Consider the following 18,334-nt stretch of genomic DNA (forward strand, 5'->3'; position numbering starts at 1 on the left):
AATCGGGGAACGGGCCGGCGGGCCCGGCAACAGCCCACCAGTCTACGGCCTCCCCGCCGCGGCTCAGTCCTTGGCCGACGGCTCCTTCGGCCGCTCCACGGCCGGGCCCCGCCGGACCGCGCCCGGCGCGTTCCACTCCTGCCGCCTGCGGGCCCGCAGCTTGGCCGCCTCCGAGGACTGCAGCTGGTAGGGCACCGAGGTGACCATGACGCCCGGCGTGAACAGCAGACGGCCCTTGAGCCGCAGCGCGCTCTGGTTGTGCAGCAGGTGCTCGTACCAGTGGCCGACCACGTACTCGGGGATGATCACGGAGACCGCGTCGCGCGGGGACTCCTTGCGCAGGCCCTTGACGTACTCGATGATCGGCCGCGTGATCTCGCGGTACGGCGAGTCCAGGACCTTGAGCGGTACGTCGATCCCGCGCCGCTCCCACTCCTCGCGCAGCGCCTTGGTCTCGGCCGGGTCGACGTTGACGGTCAGCGCCTCCAGGGTGTCCGAGCGCATGAGCTTGGCGTAGGCCAGGGCGCGCAGCGTCGGACGGTGGATCTTCGAGATCAGCACCAGCGAGTGGACCCGCGACGGGCGGACCATGTCGTCGGCCGGGCCCTCGGGCGCGGCGATCTCCTCGGCGACCCGGTCGTAGTGCTTCCGGATCGCCGTCATCGTCGCGTAGAAGATGCACATGCCGAGCAGGGCGACCCAGGCGCCGTGGGTGAACTTGGTGACCAGCACGACGACGAGCACCAGGCCGGTGAAGAAGGCGCCGAACGCGTTGATCGCCCGCGAGCGGACCATGTGGCTGCGCTTGGCCGGGTCCTTCTCGACCCGCAGGTGGCGGTTCCAGTGCCGGACCATGCCGGTCTGGCTCAGCGTGAAGGAGACGAACACGCCGACGATGTACAGCTGGATCAGGCGGGTGGAGTCGGCGCCGTAGATGAAGACGAGCAGCATCGCCGTGCCCGCGAGCAGCACGATGCCGTTGGAGAAGGCGAGCCGGTCGCCGCGGGTGTGCAGCTGGCGCGGCAGGTAGCGGTCCTGGGCGAGGATCGAGCCGAGCAGCGGGAAGCCGTTGTACGCCGTGTTCGCGGCCAGGAACAGCACGAGCGCGGTGGCGGCGGCGAGGAGGACGAACAGGAAGCTGCCCTTGCCGAAGACCGCCTCGGCGACCTGGGAGATCACCGGGTTCTGGACGTAGCCGGGGCCGAGCGGGACGCCGTTGTGCAGCAGGTCCGTGGCCGGCCTCTCGGCCATGCGGACCTTGGTGGTCATGGCGAGCGCGATGATGCCGCAGAACATGGTGACGGCCAGCAGGCCCATCATGGCGAGGGTCGTGGCCGCGTTCTTCGACTTGGGCTTGCGGAAGGCCGGGACGCCGTTGGAGATGGCCTCGACGCCGGTGAGGGCGGCACAGCCGGAGGAGAAGGCGCGCAGCAGCAGGAAGACGAGCGCGAAGCCCGCGAGGCCCTGGTGCTCGGCCTTGATGTGGTAGGCGGCGGTCGGCGCCCGCATGGTGTCGCCGAGGACCAGACCGCGGAAGGCGCCCCACGCGATCATGATGAAGACGCCGCCGACGAACACGTAGGTCGGGATCGCGAAGAGCTTGCCCGACTCCTTCACGCCCCGCAGGTTCATGAGCGTCAGCAGCACGATCACGGCGGCCGCGCAGAAGACCTTGTGCTCGACCACGAAGGGGATCGCGGAGCCGAGGTTCTCGATGCCGGAGGAGATGGAGACGGCGACGGTCAGGACGTAGTCCACGAGCAGGGCACTGGCCACGGTGAGGCCGGCCTTGGGACCCAGGTTGGTGGTCGCGACCTCGTAGTCGCCGCCGCCGCTCGGGTAGGCGTGCACGTTCTGCCGGTAGGAGGCGACCACGGTGAACATCAGCACTACGACCGCGACCGCGATCCAGGGGCTGAAGTGGTACGCCGACACGCCCGCGATGGACAGGACCAGCAGGACCTCCCCCGGCGCGTAGGCGACGGAGGACAGCGGGTCGGAAGCGAAGACGGGGAGTGCGATGCGCTTCGGCAGGAGCGTTTCGCCCAGCCGGTCACTGCGCAGTGCGCGCCCGATCAGGATCCGTTTGGGCACGTCGGTCAGTTTGGACACGAGAGAGGATCGTAAGCCTTCGAACTGGCACCCGCCCACCCGGCGTGCTGGATCTGCCTCACGAGTGAAATCGGGGGCGCACGGAACTACGGAATCCGTGCTTCGTGTGCCCGCCGTGCCTAGATGGCAAACCCCGCCTGTCATCGCACTTCGGAGGTTCCATGCCCGCGACCGCGGAGCTGATCGGGGCGCTGCTCGCCCTCGGCGGCCTCGGAATCCTGACCCTGTGCAGCGTGCGCAGCATCACTCGCCGACGGCTCCCGCCACCGCCCGCGGCACAGGGGTGCCCGCCGCGCGGCGCCCGTGTGTAGCTTTGGGCGTCGGTCTGAGACCCTGATGCTGAGCAGTAGCTTTTGGACACCGGAAGGACGGTCGTGCACATCGTCATCATGGGCTGCGGAAGAGTGGGTTCCGCTCTTGCCCAGACCCTGGAGCAACAGGGACACACGGTCGCCGTGATCGACCAGGACCCCACCGCCTTCCGCCGGCTGGGCCCGGGATTCGGGGGCCGCCGGGTCACCGGGGTCGGCTTCGACCAGGACACCCTGCGCGAGGCGGGCATCGAGGAGGCCGGCGCCTTCGCCGCCGTCTCCAGCGGCGACAACTCCAACATCATCTCCGCGCGCGTGGCACGCGAGATGTTCGGCGTGGAGAACGTGGCCGCCCGGATCTACGACCCCCGCCGTGCCGAGGTCTACCAGCGTCTGGGCATCCCCACCGTGGCCACGGTGCGCTGGACCGCCGACCAGATGCTGCGCCGGCTGCTGCCTTCCGGGGCCGAGCCGCTGTGGCGCGATCCCACCGGCGGGGTGCAGCTGGCCGAGGTGCACGCCTCACCGAAGTGGGTCGGCCACAAGATCAGCAAGCTGCAGGAGGAGACGGGCGTCCGGGTGGCGTTCCTGACCCGCCTGGGCGAGGCGATCCTGCCCACCTCGCAGACGGTGCTGCAGGAGGGCGACCTCGTGCACGTGATGATGCGGACGGACGACGTGGACAAGGTCGAGGCGGCGTTCGCCGGTGGCCCGGAAGAGGAGGGCGGTCACTGATGAGGGTCGCCATTGCCGGGGCCGGCGCCGTCGGCCGCTCGATCGCGGGCGAGCTGCTGGAGAACGGCCACGAGGTCCTGCTGATCGACAAGGCGCCGACCGCCATCTCGGTCGAGCGCGTCCCGCAGGCGGAGTGGCTGCTCGCCGACGCCTGCGAGATCACCTCCCTGGACGAGGCGGCGCTGCAGCGCTGCAACGTCGTGATCGCCGCGACCGGCGACGACAAGGTGAACCTGGTCGTGTCGCTGCTCGCCAAGACGGAGTACGGCGTTCCGCGCGTCGTGGCCCGGGTGAACAACCCGAAGAACGAGTGGCTGTTCAACGAGGCCTGGGGCGTCGACGTCGCCGTCTCCACCCCGCGTCTGATGTCCGCCCTGGTCGAGGAGGCGGTGAGCGTCGGCGACCTCGTCCGGCTGCTCCGCTTCAGCCACGGTGACGCCAACCTCGTCGAGCTGACCCTGCCGGAGGAGTCGGCGCTGGCCGGCACCCAGGTCGGGGACGTGCAGTGGCCGGAGGACACCTCCCTGGTCACCATCATCCGCGGGACCCGTGTGCTGACGCCCTCCAAGGAGGACTCCCTGGAGCCGGGGGACGAACTGCTCTTCGTGGCCGCGCAGGCCCGGGAGGAGCAGCTGGAGGACCTGCTGTCGGTGCGGCGCGAGGACTGACCGCACGACGACGAAGGGCGCCCCCGGCGACGGGGGCGCCCTTCGTCGTCGTATGCGCGCTCAGGCGTCCCGGCGGAGCCCGCCCGGCCCCTGCGGGGCCCGCTCAGCCCTCCCGGCGGTGCCGGCCGCCGGCCGCCTCGGCGGCGGCCTTCCTCTCCTCGGCCGCCTTCTCCTCCGCCTCCATCTCCGCGAACACGTCGATCGGCGCGGGCGCCTTGGCGAGGAAGACCCAGGTCAGCCACACCGCCAGCAGGAACGGCGGGATCTTGAGGATGACCAGGACCCAGCCGAGCTGCGTGGTGTCGGCCCACCAGTACAGCGGGAAGAGGATGGCGCACTTGGCCAGCAGGATCAGGCCCCAGGCCCAACTGGCCTTGGCGTACGCCTTCTTGCGGCCGGGGTTGCGGGTGCGCCAGGAGAGGTTCTCCTTGAAGACCGGGCCGAGGATGAGGCCGATCAGGGGCACGCCGGCCAGCGTCGTGATGATGTACGCCAGCGCCAGGCCCAGCGTGTAGAGCATGCCGGGGAGGTAGAAGTCCTTGGCGTTGCCGGTGAACATCGCGAACACGACACCGAAGGCCACGCCGAAGACACCGCTGAAGGCGTGCTTGACGGTGTCCTTCATCGCCAGCCGGACGACGACCAGGATCAGGGACAGGGCCAGCGCGGCGATCGCCGCCATGTGCAGGTTCTTGTTGACCGTGAAGATCGCGACGAAGAGCAGGCCCGGCAGGACCGTCTCGACCATGCCGCGGACCCCGCCGAAGGCCTCGAACAGCGCCGCCTCGGTCACCGCGCGGGCGTCGGGCTGAGTCTGGTCGGTGTCTTGGGTCGGCTTGTCGAGGGACGTCACCGGCTACTCCCGTCCGAGGGGTCGCAGTTCGTATTTGGGGTTGAACAGCACCCGGCGGCCCCGGCTCATCGAGATCCGGCCCGATGCGATCAGCTTGCGCCCCGGTTCTATCCCCACGATGGAGCGCCTGCCGAGCCACACCACGTCCAGCGCGGCGGTGCCGTCGAACAGCTCGGCCTCCAGGGCCGGGACTCCGGCACGCGGGCGCAGGGTGACCGTGCGCAAGGTACCAGTTACGGTGACGATCTGTCGGTCGTGACAGTCACCGATCTTCGTGCACCCGGCCGTCTCGGCGTCCTCGCGCAGCTCCTCGGACTCCAGGTCCTCCTGCGACGAGGAGAGCCGGTCGAGCATGCGCCGGAACCGGCCGGCCGGCTTCTCGGAACGAGGAACAGCAGTCATACCTGAAGCGTACCGGGGTGCGCCGACAGGGCCGTAGCGCAGCTCACCTCCACAGCGCGCCTCCTGCCCGCGGGCCGGTTCACTTCTCGAACCGGTACCCCATCCCCGGCTCGGTGATGAAGTGCCTGGGGTGCGACGGGTCCGACTCCAGCTTCCGGCGCAGCTGGGCCATGTACACCCGCAGGTAGTTGCTCTCGGTCCCGTACGACGGCCCCCACACCTCCTGGAGCAGCTGTTTCTGGCTGACCAGCCGGCCGGTGTTGCGGACCAGCACCTCCAGCAGGTGCCACTCGGTCGGGGTGAGCCGGACGTCCCTGCCGCCCCGGTTGACCTTCTTGGCGGCGAGGTCGACGGTGAACCCCTCGGTCTCCACGGTCGTCAGGTCGTCCTCGCCCGGCCCGGCCGGCTCGGCCCGGCGGACGGCGGCCCGCAGCCGGGCCAGCAGCTCGTCCATGCCGAACGGCTTGGTCACGTAGTCGTCGGCGCCCGCGTCCAGCGCCTCCACCTTCTCGTCGGAGGAGTGGCGGGCGGACAGCACCAGGATCGGCACCCGGGTCCAGCCGCGCAGCCCCCTGATCACCTCGACGCCGTCCATGTCGGGCAGTCCCAGGTCGAGGACGACCACGTCGGGGTGGCGGGAGGCGGCGAGTTCGAGTGCGGTCCTGCCGTCGGCGGCCGCGTCGACCTCGTACTTGCGCGCCTTGAGGTTGATCACGAGGGCGCGCACGATCTGCGGCTCGTCGTCGACCACGAGCACCCTCACGGGGGTCTGGGGGGTCCCCCCAGCCGGGCTCACCATGTGGCCTGCCTTTCCGGTTCGGTACGGGGCTCCCCGGCGGGGAGCGGCTCGGGACGCGGTCCCGCCGCGCGCAGGCTCAGCACCATGGTGAGCCCGCCGCCCGGCGTGTCCTCGGCGGTGAGGGTGCCGCCCATGGCCTCGGCGAAGCCCCGGGCGACCGCGAGGCCGAGCCCCACGCCGGCCCCGCGCGGTGCGTCACCGTACCGCTGGAAGGGCTCGAAGATGCGCTCCTTGGCCTCGTCCGGGACGCCCGGGCCGCGGTCCACCACGCGGACCTCCACGCGGTCGGCGATGGCGCTCGCGGCCACCAGCACGGGCCGCCCGGGCGGGCTGTACTTGACGGCGTTCTCCACCAGGTTGGCCACCGACCGCTCCAGCAGCCCGGGGTCGACGGCGACCATGGGCAGCGTCTCGGGCACGTCCAGCTCCACGCTGTCCTCGGGTACGCCGCCCAGGGCCATCGGTACGACCTCGTCGACGTCGATCTCGCGGATCAGCGGGGTGACCGTGCCGGTCTGGAGGCGGGACATGTCCAGGAGGTTGCCCACGAGGTGGTCGAGCCGGTCGGCGCCCTCCTCGATGCCCTCCAGCAGCTCCGCCTGGTCCTCCTCGGACCAGGCGACGTCGTCGGAGCGCAGGGAGGACACGGCGGCCTTGATGCCGGCCAGCGGGGTGCGCAGGTCGTGGCTGACGGCGGCCAGCAGGGCGGTGCGGATGCGGTTGCCCTCGGCGAGCGTGCGGGCCCGGTCGGCCTCCTCCTTCAGGCGCCTGCGGTCGAGCACGACGGCGGCCTGGGCGGCGAACGCGGCGAGCACCCGGCGGTCCGCCGCGGGCAGCACCCGGCCGGTGAGCGCCAGTGCCATGTGGTCGCCGACGGGCACGTCGACGTCGGCGTCCTCGGGGCGTTCCAGCGGCGGCCCGAAGCCGGCGCGGCCCGCGCACGTCCAGGGCGCCACGTCGCTCGTGCGTTCCAGCAGGGCGGCCGACTCCATGGCGAAGGTCTCGCGGACCCGTTCCAGCAGCTCCTCCAGGCTCGTCTCGCCCCGCAGCACGTTCCCCGCGAGGAAGGAGAGGATCTCGGACTCGGCGCGCAGCCGGGCGGCCTGGTGGGTGCGCCGGGCGGCGAGGTCGACCACCGAGGCGACCGCCATCCCCACTCCGAAGAAGATCGCGATGGCGACGATGTTCTTGGGGTCGGCGACGGTCAGCCGGTGCAGCGGCGGGGTGTAGAAGTAGTTCAGCAGCAGTGAGCCGAAGGCCGCCGAGGCGAGGGCGGGCAGCAGGCCGCCGAGCAGGGCCGCCGCGACGGTGACGGCCAGGAACAGCAGCATGTCGTTGGCGAGGCCGAGGTCGACGGTGTTCAGCAGCACCGCGAGGATCGCGGGACCGCCCAGGCCGACGGCCCAGCCCCAGACGATCCGGGCCCGTCCGAGCCGGCCGCCGCGGGCCACGGGCAGTCCCCGGCCCTTGGCGACCTCCTCGTGGGTGACGATGTGCACGTCCAGGTCGGGGCCGGAGTCCCGGGCGACCGTGGCGCCGACGCCGGGCCCGAAGACGTACTGCCAGGCCTTGCGGCGGGAGGAGCCGAGCACGATCTGGGTGGCGTTCACCCCGCGCGCGAAGTCGAGCAGGGCGGCCGGGACGTCGTCGCCGACCACCTGGTGGAACGTTCCGCCGAGGTCCTCGACCAGGGTGCGCTGGACGGCCAGTTCCTTCGGGGAGGCCGAGGACAGCCCGTCGCTGCGGGCGATGTAGACGGCCATGACCTCGCCGCCGGCACCCTTCTCGGCGAGCCGGGTGGCCCGGCGGATCAGGGTGCGTCCCTCGGGACCGCCGGTCAGGCCCACCACGATCCGCTCCCGGGAGCCCCATATCGCGGAGACCCGGTGCTCGCTGCGGTAGGCGTTCAGGTACGCGTCGACCCGGTCGGCCACCCACAGCAGCGCCAGCTCGCGCAGGGCGGTGAGGTTGCCGGGGCGGAAGTAGTTGGACAGGGCCGCGTCGACCTTGTCCGGCTGGTAGATGTTGCCGTGGGCCATGCGGCGGCGCAGCGCCTGCGGGGACATGTCGACCAGCTCGATGTCGTCGGCCCGCCGTACGACCTCGTCCGGTACGGTCTCCCGCTGCCGCACCCCGGTGATCGACTCGACCACGTCGCCGAGTGACTCCAGGTGCTGGATGTTGACCGTGGAGATTACGTCGATGCCGGCGGCCAGCAGTTCCTCCACGTCCTGCCAGCGCTTGGCGTTGCGGGAGCCGGGGATGTTGGTGTGGGCCAGCTCGTCGACCAGGGCGACGGCGGGCGCCCGGCGCAGCACGGCGTCGACGTCCATCTCGCCGAAGACGGCGTCCCGGTACTCCAGCTGTCTGCGCGGCACCTGTTCCAGACCGTGCAGCATCACCTCGGTGCGCGGCCGGCCGTGGCTCTCCACCAGCGCGACCACGCAGTCGGTGCCCCGCTCGACCCTGCGGTGCGCCTCGGAGAGCATCGCGTAGGTCTTGCCCACGCCCGGTGCCGCGCCGAGGTAGATCCGAAGCTTGCCGCGTGCCATGGCCCCATTGTCTTCCCGTGCCTGTCGCCTACGCAGCGTCGACCTTACGGCCCACGACCACGGCGAACGGGACGGGGAGCGGAGGCGGGGCGCAACTTTGACGCAACCCTGATGAGCCCGCCGGGCGGCGCGGCTCAGTGCTCGGTGATCTCCCCGTCGCGCAGCTCCAGCACCCGGTCGGCCAGGTCCAGCAGGGTCGCGTCGTGCGTGGCGACCAGCGCCGTGACCCTCCCCCAGTGCCCCAAGGGGCCAGGGAGGTGCCCCCAGCCGCGGACGACGGCGCGCAGCAGCTCCATGACGGCGTGCCCCGTCTCGGCGTCGAGCTGGCCGGTGGGCTCGTCCGCGATGAGCAGGGCGGGCCGGTTGGCGAGGGCCCGGGCGATGGCGACCCGCTGCTGCTGGCCGCCGGACAGCTCACCGGGCCGCTGGGCCGCGTGCCCGGCGAGCCCCACGAGGGAGAGCAGCAGTCCGACCCGCTCCTCGCGCTCGCGCGGGTCGGCCCGGCGCAGCCGCAGCGGTACGCCGACGTTCTCGGCGGCGCTCAGGATCGGGATGAGCCCGAAGGACTGGAACACGAACCCGATCCGGTCCCGCCGCAGCCGCAGCAGCTCGCTCTCGCCGAGCCGGGCGAGATCCCGCCCCTCGACCTCCACCCGGCCCCGGTCAGGGGTGTCCAGCCCGCCGACGATGTTCAGCAGGGTGGTCTTGCCGGACCCCGACCGCCCCTTCAGGGCCACGAGTTCCCCGCGGGGCACCTCGAAGGACACCCCGCGCAGCGCGTGCACGGCTGCGGCCCCCGCGCCGTACGACTTGTGCACACCCTCGACCCGCACCATGGTCTCGGTGACCACCTGGCTCATGTCCCCTCCCCCAGCCGACCGCGCATCAGTATCACCGGTCGGGCAGCGCCCCGTAAGGGGCGCGGGGACCTGCGCCACCCGCCACGAGGAACCCGCACCCGGGCGACGGCGGATCCTCAACGGCGGGATCCCGCAAGAAGGCGGGCCGCGCCCTGGAGGCACGGCCCGCCGAGATGAACGGCTGAACCCTGTGGAGCGCCTAGCGGACTTCCGTGATCTCGGGACCCCGCTGCAACTGCCCCATCCCCCCGGAGAACCGCGAGCCCTCCTCCTGCTGGACCCCCTCGGGAACCATCTGCGCGTCGTTGGGCAGCTTGAGGACGATCGGGTCGCGCGGGGCCATCGGGCCCTCGCCGCGGACCACGACGGTGTCCCGGAAGATCTGCTCCAGCAGCCCGGCCGCCTGCGGCTGCACCGCGCCCTGGCCGGAGATCACCCCGCGCAGGAACCACCGCGGGCCGTCCACGCCGACGAACCGGACGACCTGGAAGCCGCCGGTGCCGTCGGGCAGCTGCACCGGAACCTGGGCGCGCAGCTCCCACCCGAGCGGGCCCTCGACCTCGTCGACGATGCCACCCTGCTGGGTGATGCCGGACGCGATCTCCTCGCGGACCTCGCCCCAGATGCCCTCGCGCTTGGGCGCGGCGAACGCCTGGAGCTGGACGGCGCTGTCGCGCAGCACGACGGTCGCGGCGACGATGGCGTCCCCGGCGACCTCGACCCGCAGCTCCATGCCGTCGACGCCCGGTACGAACAGACCGCCGAGGTCCACGCGGCCCTCGGCCGGGTCGCGCACCTCGCTGCTGTCCCACGGCCCGTCGGGCCGGGGTCCGGGCTCCAGCCGGACGCGCTCGCGCTCGGCCTCTGCTTCGTCCGCCTCGGTGTCGACGCTGTCGACGACCTGCTCGGCCTCGCCGGCCGCGTCCTCGGCGGCACCCTTCTTCTTGCGACGTCCGAACACGTCACTGTCCTTCCCGGTCGGATACGACCGAAGCGTATCGATTCCCACCCGTCGGACCGCCCTCGGCGGCCTGACCGCTTGTGCCGCCCTCGCCGCCCACCGCGGCATGGCCACCGGTGGACCCGAAGCCCCCTTCGGCCCGCGCCGAGCCGGGAAGCTCCGCGACCTCCTGGAAGCGGACCCTCTCGACCTGCTGGACGACCAGTTGGGCAATCCGGTCGAAGCGCTCGAACCGCACGCTCTCGCGCGGGTCGAGATTCACCACGATCACCTTGATCTCCCCACGGTACCCGGCATCAACCGTCCCCGGGGCATTCACGAGAGCGACACCGCAGCGGGCGGCGAGACCGGAACGCGGATGCACGAAGGCCGCGTACCCCTCGGGCAGGGCGATCGACACACCCGTGGGCAGGACGGCCCGTTCTCCGGGCGCCAGTTCGCACGCCTCGGTGGTGCGCAGATCGGCTCCGGCGTCCCCGGGGTGCTCGTACGCCGGAAGCGGTACGTCCGCGTCGATGCGCCGGATCAGGACGTTCAGCGGGTCTCGGCTCACGGGTTCACCTCGAAGGCGCGGGTGCGCCGGATCTGGTCCGGGTCGCTCATGACGGCCTGGATCTCCTCCTGGCGGCCGTGGTCGACGAAGTGGTCGACCTTGACCTCGACGAAGAGGGCGTCGGCGCGCACGGCGAGCGGTCCGCCGGGGCCGCCGAGGCGCCCGGTGGCCGTGCAGTAGATCTTCCGCCCGGCGACGGCGGTGACCTCGGCCTCCAGGTACAGCGTGGTGCCGACGGGCACGGGCCGCAGGAAGTCGGTCTCCAGCCGTCCGGTGACGGCGATGGTGCGCAGCAGCCAGTTCAGCGAGCCGAGGGTCTCGTCCAGGGCCGTGGCGAGCACTCCGCCGTGCGCGAGCCCCGGGGCGCCCTGGTGGGCGGGCTGCACGGTGAACTCGGCGGTCAGCGAGACGCCCTCGCCGGCCCGGGCCTCCAGGTGCAGTCCGTGCGGCTGTCCGGGACCGCACCCGAAACAGTGTTCGTAGTGGGCGCCGAGGAGTTCCCCGGGCGCGGGCGCGTCGGGGTGCCGTACCGGTTTCACCGCGTCGGCAGGGGGCTGAAGAGCTGCGGAACTACCACTCACAGCCGCAGACCTTACCCGCCCGCCCGTCGCCCACCACCGCCCCGTACGACAGCGCTGCGCGCCGGACGCCCCGGCTCCGGCGCCGTGCGGATCCCGTGCCAAGCTTGGCTGCATGCAGCTCTCCGCCACCCCGTACGAAGAACGCCTCACCGCCCCCCGCTCGTGGTGGCTGATCAGCTTCCTGGTGGGGGTCTCGTTCGCCCTGATACTGCTGCCCTTCGGCACGCTGCCGCTGCTCGGCGGACTGGTCGGCGGCACGGCCGCGGCAGCGGTGGTGGCCAGCGCCTACGGCTCTCCCCGCATCCGGGTCGTCGGCGACTCCCTGATCGCGGGCGAGGCGAAGATCCCGGTGGCGGCACTGGGCGAGGCGCAGATCCTGGACGCGGAGGAGGCCCGCGCCTGGCGGACGTACAAGGCCGACACCCGCGCGTTCCTGCTGCTGCGCGCCTACATCCCGACGGCGCTGCGCGTGGAGGTCACCGACCCTGAGGACCCGACGCCGTACCTGTATCTGTCGACGCGGGAGCCGGAGAAGCTGGCCGCGGCGATCGAGGCGGCACGCAAGGCACACGCCTAGGGTCTTCCGATCGGTTGAGGCCGGATCAGGAGCGGGGTCCGGCGCCGACGACGGGGCCTAGGGGCCGTCGGGCAGCTCGCGCAGTCTCAGCGGTTGCGCCGGCTCCTCCAGCGGCGGCAGTTCCGGCAGTTCGTCCCAGGGCACCTGGATCTTGCGGAGGTCGGCCCGGATGCGGGCCGCCAGTCTCTTGGTGTCCCGGCGGTTCATGACCGCCCCGACCGCGGCCCCGACCATGAACGGCATCAGGTTGGGCAGGTCGCGGACCACCCGCTTCATGATCTGCTGGCGCATGCGGCGCTTCATCTGGCCGCCCATGGCGGTGTCGTACGTCGACGGCTTCAGCACGTCGATCCCGCGCTCCCCCGACCAGGAGGACAGATACGCGGCGGAGCGGGTCCTGAGGTTCCCGGGCGGGCGTACCCCGTAGACCTCGTGCAGTTCGGCGATGAGCTTCAGCTCGATCGCCGCGACCCCGGTGATCTCCGCGGCCAGTTCGGTAGGCATGGCCGGCGGCACCGGCAGCATGGCCGCGGCCCCGATCCCGGCTCCCACCGTCGAGGTGCCGGCCGCCGCGCCCGCCACCAGTTTGTCGGCCAGTTCCTCGGGTCCGAGGCCGGGGAACTGCCCGCGCAGGGTCGCGAGGTCGCGTACGGGGATGCGCGGGGCGATCTCGATGATCCGGTCCGCGAGGTACGCCAGGCCCGCGCGAGCCCGGCTGCCGCCCTTACGGGCGCCTTCCCGGGTCAGATCCCGGGCCTTGTCGCGGACGACCGCCGCCCGCCGCCGGGCGACGGGTGCGGGGTGCTGCGCCGGCGCGGGCGAGTCCTCCCGGCCGGCTCGCGGTTCGAGCGGGGCTCCCGCCACGGGTGAGCCCCGCTCGCCGTCACGCGCGCCGTGCGGGCCGCCGATCGGCCCTTGGTCCGCTTTCCGCAGGGGGAAGCGGCGCTTCCGGGGAGGGGTCGAGCCAGACACGGCCGACCCGTCCTCAGTCGCAGTCGCGGCAGATCGGCTGGCCGTTCTTCTCCCTGGCCAGCTGGCTGCGGTGGTGCACCAGGAAGCAGCTCGAGCAGGTGAACTCGTCCTGCTGCTTCGGCAGCACCCGGACGGCCAGCTCCTCGTTCGAGAGGTCGGCGCCGGGCAGTTCGAGGCCCTCGGCGGCCTCGAACTCGTCGACGTCCACCGCCGAGGTGGACTTGTCGTTCCGCCGGGCCTTCAGCTCTTCAAGGCTGTCCGAGTCGACGTCGTCGTCGGTCTTGCGTGGAGTGTCGTAATCGGTTGCCATAGTCGCTCTCCCCCTCTGGGTGTCTGCGGTGTCTCCAGCGCACGTAACGCGTGAGAGGCCGGACTTGTGCCCGACCTGAGGCGGAGATTTTGCCTCACATCAAGGTCTGTTACTCAATCGACACCCAACCCGACCCCTCAAGAGTGATCGGCTTGGATGGCGGTGAGGACCGTACACGGTTCGAATGCCGCACCTCAAAGGCGCCTCACCGTGTACTTCCCGTGATCAAGAGCCCTGAAAACCCGGACTTTCCCGGCTTTCCACCTTCTGTTATGATCACTGTGCGTACATGGCCGGAAATCCGCCCATGTGATCGATCACACAGGAAGAACCATGTACGGCGGTCGAAAAATTCCGCGCGAAGCGAACAATGCCCGCGTGTGTCGTCCCTGATCACAACGGCAGGGTGACACGCATCACCAGACCACCGCCCTCCCGCGGCCGGGCCAGGATGTGACCGCCGTGCGCGCGGGCCACGGACCGGGCGATGGACAGGCCGAGACCCACACCCTTGTCACTGCCCGTCCGCTCGGTACGCAACCGCCGGAAGGGCTCGAAGAGATTGTCGATCTCGTACGCCGGCACGACCGGCCCGGTGTTCGTGACGGTCAGCACGGCCTGCCCGTGCTCGATCTCGGTGTCCACCTCCACCCAGCCGTCCTCCGGCACGTTGTACCGCACGGCGTTCTGGACGAGGTTCAGCGCGATCCGTTCCAGCAGCACGCCGTTGCCCTGGACCACGGCGGGCTTGCGCTCGCCGCGGATCTTCACGCCCTTGGCATCGGCCTCGGCGTGCACCTGGTCGACGGCCTGCGTGGCGACCTCGGCCAGGTCGACCGGTTTGCGCTCGACGATCTGGTTGTCACTGCGGGCGAGCAGCAGCAGCCCCTCGACCAGCTGTTCGCTGCGCTCGTTGGTGGCGAGCAGGGTCTTGCCGAGCTGCTGGAGTTCCACCGGCGCGTTCGGGTCCGACAGGTGCACCTCGAGGAGCGTGCGGTTGATCGCGAGGGGGGTGCGCAGTTCGTGCGAGGCGTTGCCGACGAAGCGCTGCTGGGCGGTGAAGGCCCGCTCCAGCCGCTCCAGCATGTCGTCGAAGGTGTCGGCCAGCTCCTTCAGCTCGTCGTCCGGGCCGTCCAGCTCGATCCGGCGGGAGAGGTCCGAGCCGGCGACCTGGCGGGCGGTACGGGTGATCCGGCCGAGCGGGGAGAGCACACGGCCCGCCATCGCGTAGCCGAACGCGAAGGCGATCACGGCGAGGCCCAGGAGCGCCAGCAGGGAGCGGCTGAGCAGGTTGTCCAGCGCCGCCTGGCGCTGCTGGTCCACGCAGTGGGCGATGGCCTCGTTGAAGTCCGACAGCGGCACCGGCCCGGAGTTGATCGCGGTGACCGCGGGGCAGTTGTCACTGGTGACCTTGATCGCCGAACCGCTGACGATCTTGAACAACGGCTGGTTGCCGGTGCTGATCGCCTGTGCGGCCAGCAGATAGATGATCGACAGCAGCAGGATGCCGGCGATCAGGAACATGCCGCCGTAGAGCAGCGTCAGCCGTATGCGGATGGTGGGGCGCAGCCACGGGAAGGGCGGCTGCGGCCTCCTGGGGTCCCAGGTGGGCTTCGGGGGCGCCTGGGGCGGTGCGGGTGTCGTGGCCACGGGGATCAGATCCGGTAGCCGGAGCCGGGGACGGTGACGATGACGGGCGGCTCGCCCAGCTTGCGGCGCAGGGTCATCACCGTCACGCGCACCACGTTGGTGAAGGGGTCGGTGTTCTCGTCCCAGGCCTTCTCCAGCAGCTGCTCCGCCGAGACGACCGCGCCCTCGCTGCGCATCAGCACCTCCAGCACCGCGAACTCCTTGGGCGCGAGCTGGACCTCCTTGCCGTCGCGGAAGACCTCACGGCGGTTGGGGTCGAGCTTGATGCCGGCGCGCTCCAGGACCGGCGGCAGCGGCACGCTGGTCCGGCGGCCGAGGGCGCGGACGCGCGCGATCAGCTCGCTGAACGCGAACGGCTTGGGCAGGTAGTCGTCGGCGCCGATCTCCAGGCCCTCGACGCGGTCGCTGACGTCGCCGGAGGCGGTGAGCATGAGCACGCGCGTGGCCATGCCCAGCTCGACGATCTTGCGGCAGACGTCGTCGCCGTGGACGAGCGGGAGGTCGCGGTCGAGGACGACCACGTCGTAGTCGTTGACGCCGATGCGCTCCAGGGCGGCCGCACCGTCGTACACGACGTCGACGGCCATGGCCTCCCGGCGCAGTCCGGTGGCCACCGCATCGGCGAGCAGCTGCTCGTCCTCGACGACGAGTACGCGCACGTCGCTTGTCCTTCCTGTGTCCACCCGCGAGGACGCGCCGCGGGCGCGTGCGGGCAGGGGTGTCCGTGGATGTGACCCCCATCCTGCCCTTTTCGGCCATAAGTCGGCTGTAAGGCGGTGTCCGGACCGCGGGAAGGGAAGGCCGGGGGCGGGAATACGAGAATTTCTCCTGCGGTTGAGGTTTCTCCAGAGGGGAGCGGGGGGAGGACGGCTTTACACCCCGCGATCACGCTCTGCATGTGCCGCAGCACCATGCGGTACTTCGGCCTCCGCTTCGCAGAGCGGGCGCGGGTGTCCGGCACCGTCGCCGCCCAGCCCGGGCAGCGCTGGGCACCCGCGAGAGACGTGATCGCCCCTTCTGAACGGCACACCCCCGTGCCACCGACCCACGACCCTGGACGAGGGGGCGCAGCATGGACGCTTTCACCGCAGGACTTCTGCAGCGCATAAGGGCGACCGAGTCCGACCTGTCTCGGGCTCGTGACGAGGGCGACGACTTCCTCGCCGAGGTGGAGCAGGCCGAGCTCGAAGACCTGCGACGCCTCGCCGCCGAACACGGTGTGGAGGTCGGCGCGTCACGCGTCTGAACGGCCCGGCAGGGCAAGCGAAAAGGACCCCGGCGAATCCAGCGCCGGGGTCCTTTTCGCTTGCCCGCCGACCCGGTTCAGTCGTGCCAGGCGCCGAGCTCCTCCAGCAGCCGCTGGAGGGGCTCGAAGACCCCCGGTGACCCGGCCACGGTCAGCTCCCGCGACGGCCGCTCACCGGGGCGTCCACCGGTCAGCGCGCCGGCCTCCCGGGCGATCAGGTCCCCCGCCGCGAAGTCCCACGCGTTGAGCCCCCGCTCGTAGTACCCGTCGAGCCGGCCGCAGGCCACGTCGCACAGGTCGATCGCCGCCGAACCGCCGCGCCGGATGTCCCGCAGGACGGGGATCAGCCGGGCGGCGATCCCGGCCTGGTGGGCGCGGACCTCGGTGACGTAGTTGAAGCCGGTGGAGACCAGGGCCTGGTCCAGTGGGGGCGCGGGCCGGCAGGCGAGCGCCCGCTCGCCCTGCCACGCGCCCGTGGCCCACGCGCCGCCGCCGCGCACCGCGTGGTACGTCTCGCCGCGCATCGGAGCGGCGACCACCCCGACGACGGTCTCGCCGTCCTGCTCGGCGGCGATGGACACCGCCCAGGTCGGCAGGCCGTACAGGTAGTTGACGGTGCCGTCCAGCGGGTCGATCACCCAGCGGATGCCGCTCGTGCCCTCGACGGAGGCTCCCTCCTCGCCGAGGAAGCCGTCGTCGGGGCGCTGCCCGGAGATCAGATCGGTGATCAGCTTCTCCGCCGCGATGTCCATCTCGGTGACGACGTCGATGGGGCTGGACTTGGTCTTCGCCACGGCCAGGTCGGCGGGGCGGCCGTCGCGCAGCAGCGCGCCGGCGCGGCGGGCGGCCTCCTGGGCCAGTTCGAGCAGGTCCCGGTGCAGGGCGTCGGTCACGGGTCTCCTCACGCGTAGGGGCTGTCGGCGCCCGCGGCGGCGGGGCGCGGGGCGCGGGCCGGGCAGCAGCCGACCGGGCAGAGGTGGTGGCTGGGGCCGAGTGCGCCCAGGGCGCAGGGGGCGGTCTCCTGGCCGCGTTCCACGGCGGCGCGCTCCACGATCAGCTCGCGGACCGCCGCGGCGAACCGCGGGTCGGCGCCCACGGTGGCCGAGCGGCGCACCGGCAGGCCCAGCTCCCCGGCCTTGGCCGTCGCCTCGGTGTCGAGGTCGTAGAGGACCTCCATGTGGTCGGAGACGAAGCCGATGGGGGCCATGACGACGGCCGGGACACCGGCGGCGTGCCGCTCCTCCAGGTGGTCGCAGATGTCCGGCTCCAGCCAGGGGATGTGCGGGGCGCCGGAGCGGGACTGGTAGACGAGCCGCCAGGGGTGGTCGATTCCGGTGCGCTCGCGGACGGCGTCGGCGATCAGCCGGGCCACGTCCAGGTGCTGCTCGACGTAGGCGCCGCCCTCGCCGTGGGCCTCGACGGGGCCGGAGCTGTCGGCGGCGGAGGTCGGGATGGAGTGGGTGGTGAAGGCGATGTGGGCACCCGCGCGGACGTCCTCGGGGAGGTCGGCGAGGGAGCGCAGCACGCCGTCGATCATGGGCTCGACGAAGCCGGGGTGGTTGAAGTAATGCCGCAGCTTGTCGATCCTCGGCAGCTGAAGGCCCTCGGCCTCCAGGGCGGCGAGCGCGTCGGCGAGGTTCTCCCGGTACTGGCGGCAGCCCGAGTAGGAGGCGTAGGCGCTGGTGGCGAGGACCAGGATGCGGCGACGGCCGTCGGCGACCATCTCGCGCAGGGTGTCCGTCAGGTACGGCGCCCAGTTGCGGTTGCCCCAGTAGACCGGCAGGTCCAGGCCGTGGCCGGCGAAGTCCTTGCGCAGGGCGTCCAGCAGGGCGCGGTTCTGGGCGTTGATGGGGCTGACCCCGCCGAACAGGAAGTAGTGCTGCCCGACCTCCTTGAGACGTTCCTTGGGGATACCGCGCCCGCGCGTGACGTTCTCCAGGAACGGGACCACGTCGTCCGGGCCTTCGGGACCACCGAAGGAGAGCAGGAGCAGGGCGTCGTAGGGGGTGGGATCGAGCGCGTCTGGCATGGGTCGATCCTCCCACCCGGCACTGACAGCGGGAAAACAGCGGGGGGAAGGGTCGGACTCCGGCCGATCCGGGGCGATTTCTCCGGTTGTCATATCAGGTGCGATTAGGTTGCCCTAACTCGTAAGCTGTATGAGCCGCGTTCGCGCCTTACCGAGCCGCTTC

The 18,334-nt window shown here is 71.5% G+C and carries 20 protein-coding genes; 5 read left to right on the top strand and 15 right to left on the bottom strand.

From position 1 onward, the window contains the following. Window positions 1-63: 63 nt before the first annotated feature. On the bottom strand, window positions 64-2,112 hold the full coding sequence (locus LG395_RS03215; RefSeq protein WP_171152118.1) for an APC family permease: 2,049 nt from the start codon (window positions 2,110-2,112) through the stop codon (window positions 64-66). A 161-nt stretch (window positions 2,113-2,273) separates the two neighbouring features. Between LG395_RS03215 and LG395_RS03220 the strand changes: the two genes are divergently transcribed. From LG395_RS03220 to LG395_RS03230, 3 genes are all read left to right on the top strand, one after another. After that, window positions 2,274-2,423 (top strand): hypothetical protein, encoded by a 150-nt coding sequence (locus LG395_RS03220; protein ID WP_167347930.1) that lies wholly within the window; start codon window positions 2,274-2,276, stop codon window positions 2,421-2,423. A gap of 63 nt (window positions 2,424-2,486) precedes the next feature. Then, the gene (locus LG395_RS03225; protein WP_014675526.1) at window positions 2,487-3,158 is read left to right on the top strand and encodes a potassium channel family protein; all 672 of its coding nucleotides are present in this window, start codon (window positions 2,487-2,489) and stop codon (window positions 3,156-3,158) included. Continuing rightward, on the top strand, window positions 3,158-3,826 hold the full coding sequence (locus LG395_RS03230; RefSeq protein ID WP_014675525.1) for a potassium channel family protein: 669 nt from the start codon (window positions 3,158-3,160) through the stop codon (window positions 3,824-3,826). Before LG395_RS03225 ends, LG395_RS03230 begins: the two co-directional genes overlap by 1 nt. Window positions 3,827-3,929: 103 nt before the next feature. Here LG395_RS03230 and LG395_RS03235 read toward each other — a convergent pair whose 3' ends face one another. From LG395_RS03235 to LG395_RS03270, 8 genes are all read right to left on the bottom strand, one after another. Next, a complete protein-coding gene (locus tag LG395_RS03235; protein ID WP_225808362.1) occupies window positions 3,930-4,679 on the bottom strand; it encodes a DUF3159 domain-containing protein in 750 nt (249 codons plus the stop codon). Window positions 4,680-4,682: 3 nt separating this feature from the next. Next, the gene (locus tag LG395_RS03240) at window positions 4,683-5,081 is read right to left on the bottom strand and encodes an OB-fold nucleic acid binding domain-containing protein (RefSeq protein WP_171152122.1); all 399 of its coding nucleotides are present in this window, start codon (window positions 5,079-5,081) and stop codon (window positions 4,683-4,685) included. 79 nt (window positions 5,082-5,160) lie between these two features. Further along, window positions 5,161-5,880 (bottom strand): response regulator, encoded by a 720-nt coding sequence (locus LG395_RS03245; protein ID WP_171152124.1) that lies wholly within the window; start codon window positions 5,878-5,880, stop codon window positions 5,161-5,163. Further along, entirely contained in the window at window positions 5,874-8,432 is a 2,559-nt protein-coding gene (locus LG395_RS03250) for an ATP-binding protein (protein WP_225808363.1), read from the bottom strand. The genes LG395_RS03245 and LG395_RS03250 overlap by 7 nt, the downstream gene beginning before the upstream one ends. Before the next feature lie 134 nt (window positions 8,433-8,566). Next, entirely contained in the window at window positions 8,567-9,292 is a 726-nt protein-coding gene (locus tag LG395_RS03255) for an ABC transporter ATP-binding protein (protein WP_225808364.1), read from the bottom strand. Between the two features lie 199 nt (window positions 9,293-9,491). Then, window positions 9,492-10,253, bottom strand: coding sequence for a DUF3710 domain-containing protein (locus tag LG395_RS03260; protein WP_171152131.1), 762 nt, complete (start codon window positions 10,251-10,253; stop codon window positions 9,492-9,494). A 1-nt stretch (window position 10,254) separates the two neighbouring features. Further along, a complete protein-coding gene (gene dut, locus LG395_RS03265) occupies window positions 10,255-10,806 on the bottom strand; it encodes a dUTP diphosphatase (RefSeq protein ID WP_171152133.1) in 552 nt (183 codons plus the stop codon). Then, complete coding sequence (locus LG395_RS03270) at window positions 10,803-11,387, bottom strand: PaaI family thioesterase (protein WP_225808365.1); 585 nt, start codon at window positions 11,385-11,387, stop codon at window positions 10,803-10,805. The genes dut and LG395_RS03270 overlap by 4 nt, the downstream gene beginning before the upstream one ends. Before the next feature lie 112 nt (window positions 11,388-11,499). Between LG395_RS03270 and LG395_RS03275 the strand changes: the two genes are divergently transcribed. Then, window positions 11,500-11,964 carry a DUF3093 domain-containing protein gene (locus LG395_RS03275; protein WP_171152137.1) on the top strand — a complete coding sequence of 155 codons (465 nt, stop codon included), beginning with the start codon at window positions 11,500-11,502 and terminating at the stop codon, window positions 11,962-11,964. A 57-nt stretch (window positions 11,965-12,021) separates the two neighbouring features. Here LG395_RS03275 and LG395_RS03280 read toward each other — a convergent pair whose 3' ends face one another. From LG395_RS03280 to LG395_RS03295, 4 genes are all read right to left on the bottom strand, one after another. Continuing rightward, on the bottom strand, window positions 12,022-12,936 hold the full coding sequence (locus tag LG395_RS03280; RefSeq protein ID WP_225808366.1) for a hypothetical protein: 915 nt from the start codon (window positions 12,934-12,936) through the stop codon (window positions 12,022-12,024). A gap of 13 nt (window positions 12,937-12,949) precedes the next feature. Next, window positions 12,950-13,246: a DUF4193 domain-containing protein gene (locus LG395_RS03285; RefSeq protein WP_171152140.1), complete on the bottom strand. Its 297-nt coding sequence runs from the start codon at window positions 13,244-13,246 to the stop codon at window positions 12,950-12,952. Between the two features lie 393 nt (window positions 13,247-13,639). After that, window positions 13,640-14,896: a sensor histidine kinase gene (locus LG395_RS03290; protein WP_225808367.1), complete on the bottom strand. Its 1,257-nt coding sequence runs from the start codon at window positions 14,894-14,896 to the stop codon at window positions 13,640-13,642. A 5-nt stretch (window positions 14,897-14,901) separates the two neighbouring features. Then, window positions 14,902-15,555 carry a response regulator transcription factor gene (locus LG395_RS03295; RefSeq protein WP_130438183.1) on the bottom strand — a complete coding sequence of 218 codons (654 nt, stop codon included), beginning with the start codon at window positions 15,553-15,555 and terminating at the stop codon, window positions 14,902-14,904. Window positions 15,556-15,968: 413 nt separating this feature from the next. Here LG395_RS03295 and LG395_RS03300 point away from each other — a divergent pair, with 413 nt between their 5' ends. Further along, window positions 15,969-16,142, top strand: a complete 174-nt coding sequence (locus LG395_RS03300) for a hypothetical protein (protein ID WP_171152145.1) — start codon at window positions 15,969-15,971, stop codon at window positions 16,140-16,142. A gap of 77 nt (window positions 16,143-16,219) precedes the next feature. Here the strand turns inward: LG395_RS03300 and LG395_RS03305 are convergent, their stop codons facing one another. Together LG395_RS03305 and LG395_RS03310 are read right to left on the bottom strand one after the other, a co-directional pair. Then, window positions 16,220-17,035, bottom strand: coding sequence for an inositol monophosphatase family protein (locus tag LG395_RS03305; RefSeq protein ID WP_171152147.1), 816 nt, complete (start codon window positions 17,033-17,035; stop codon window positions 16,220-16,222). Window positions 17,036-17,043: 8 nt separating this feature from the next. Further along, the gene (locus LG395_RS03310) at window positions 17,044-18,171 is read right to left on the bottom strand and encodes a ferrochelatase (RefSeq protein ID WP_225808368.1); all 1,128 of its coding nucleotides are present in this window, start codon (window positions 18,169-18,171) and stop codon (window positions 17,044-17,046) included. Between the last annotated feature and the right edge of the window lie 163 nt (window positions 18,172-18,334).

This window comes from Streptomyces spinosus, assembly GCF_020400655.1.
Taxonomy (GTDB): Bacteria; Actinomycetota; Actinomycetes; order Streptomycetales; family Streptomycetaceae; genus Streptomyces; species Streptomyces argyrophylli.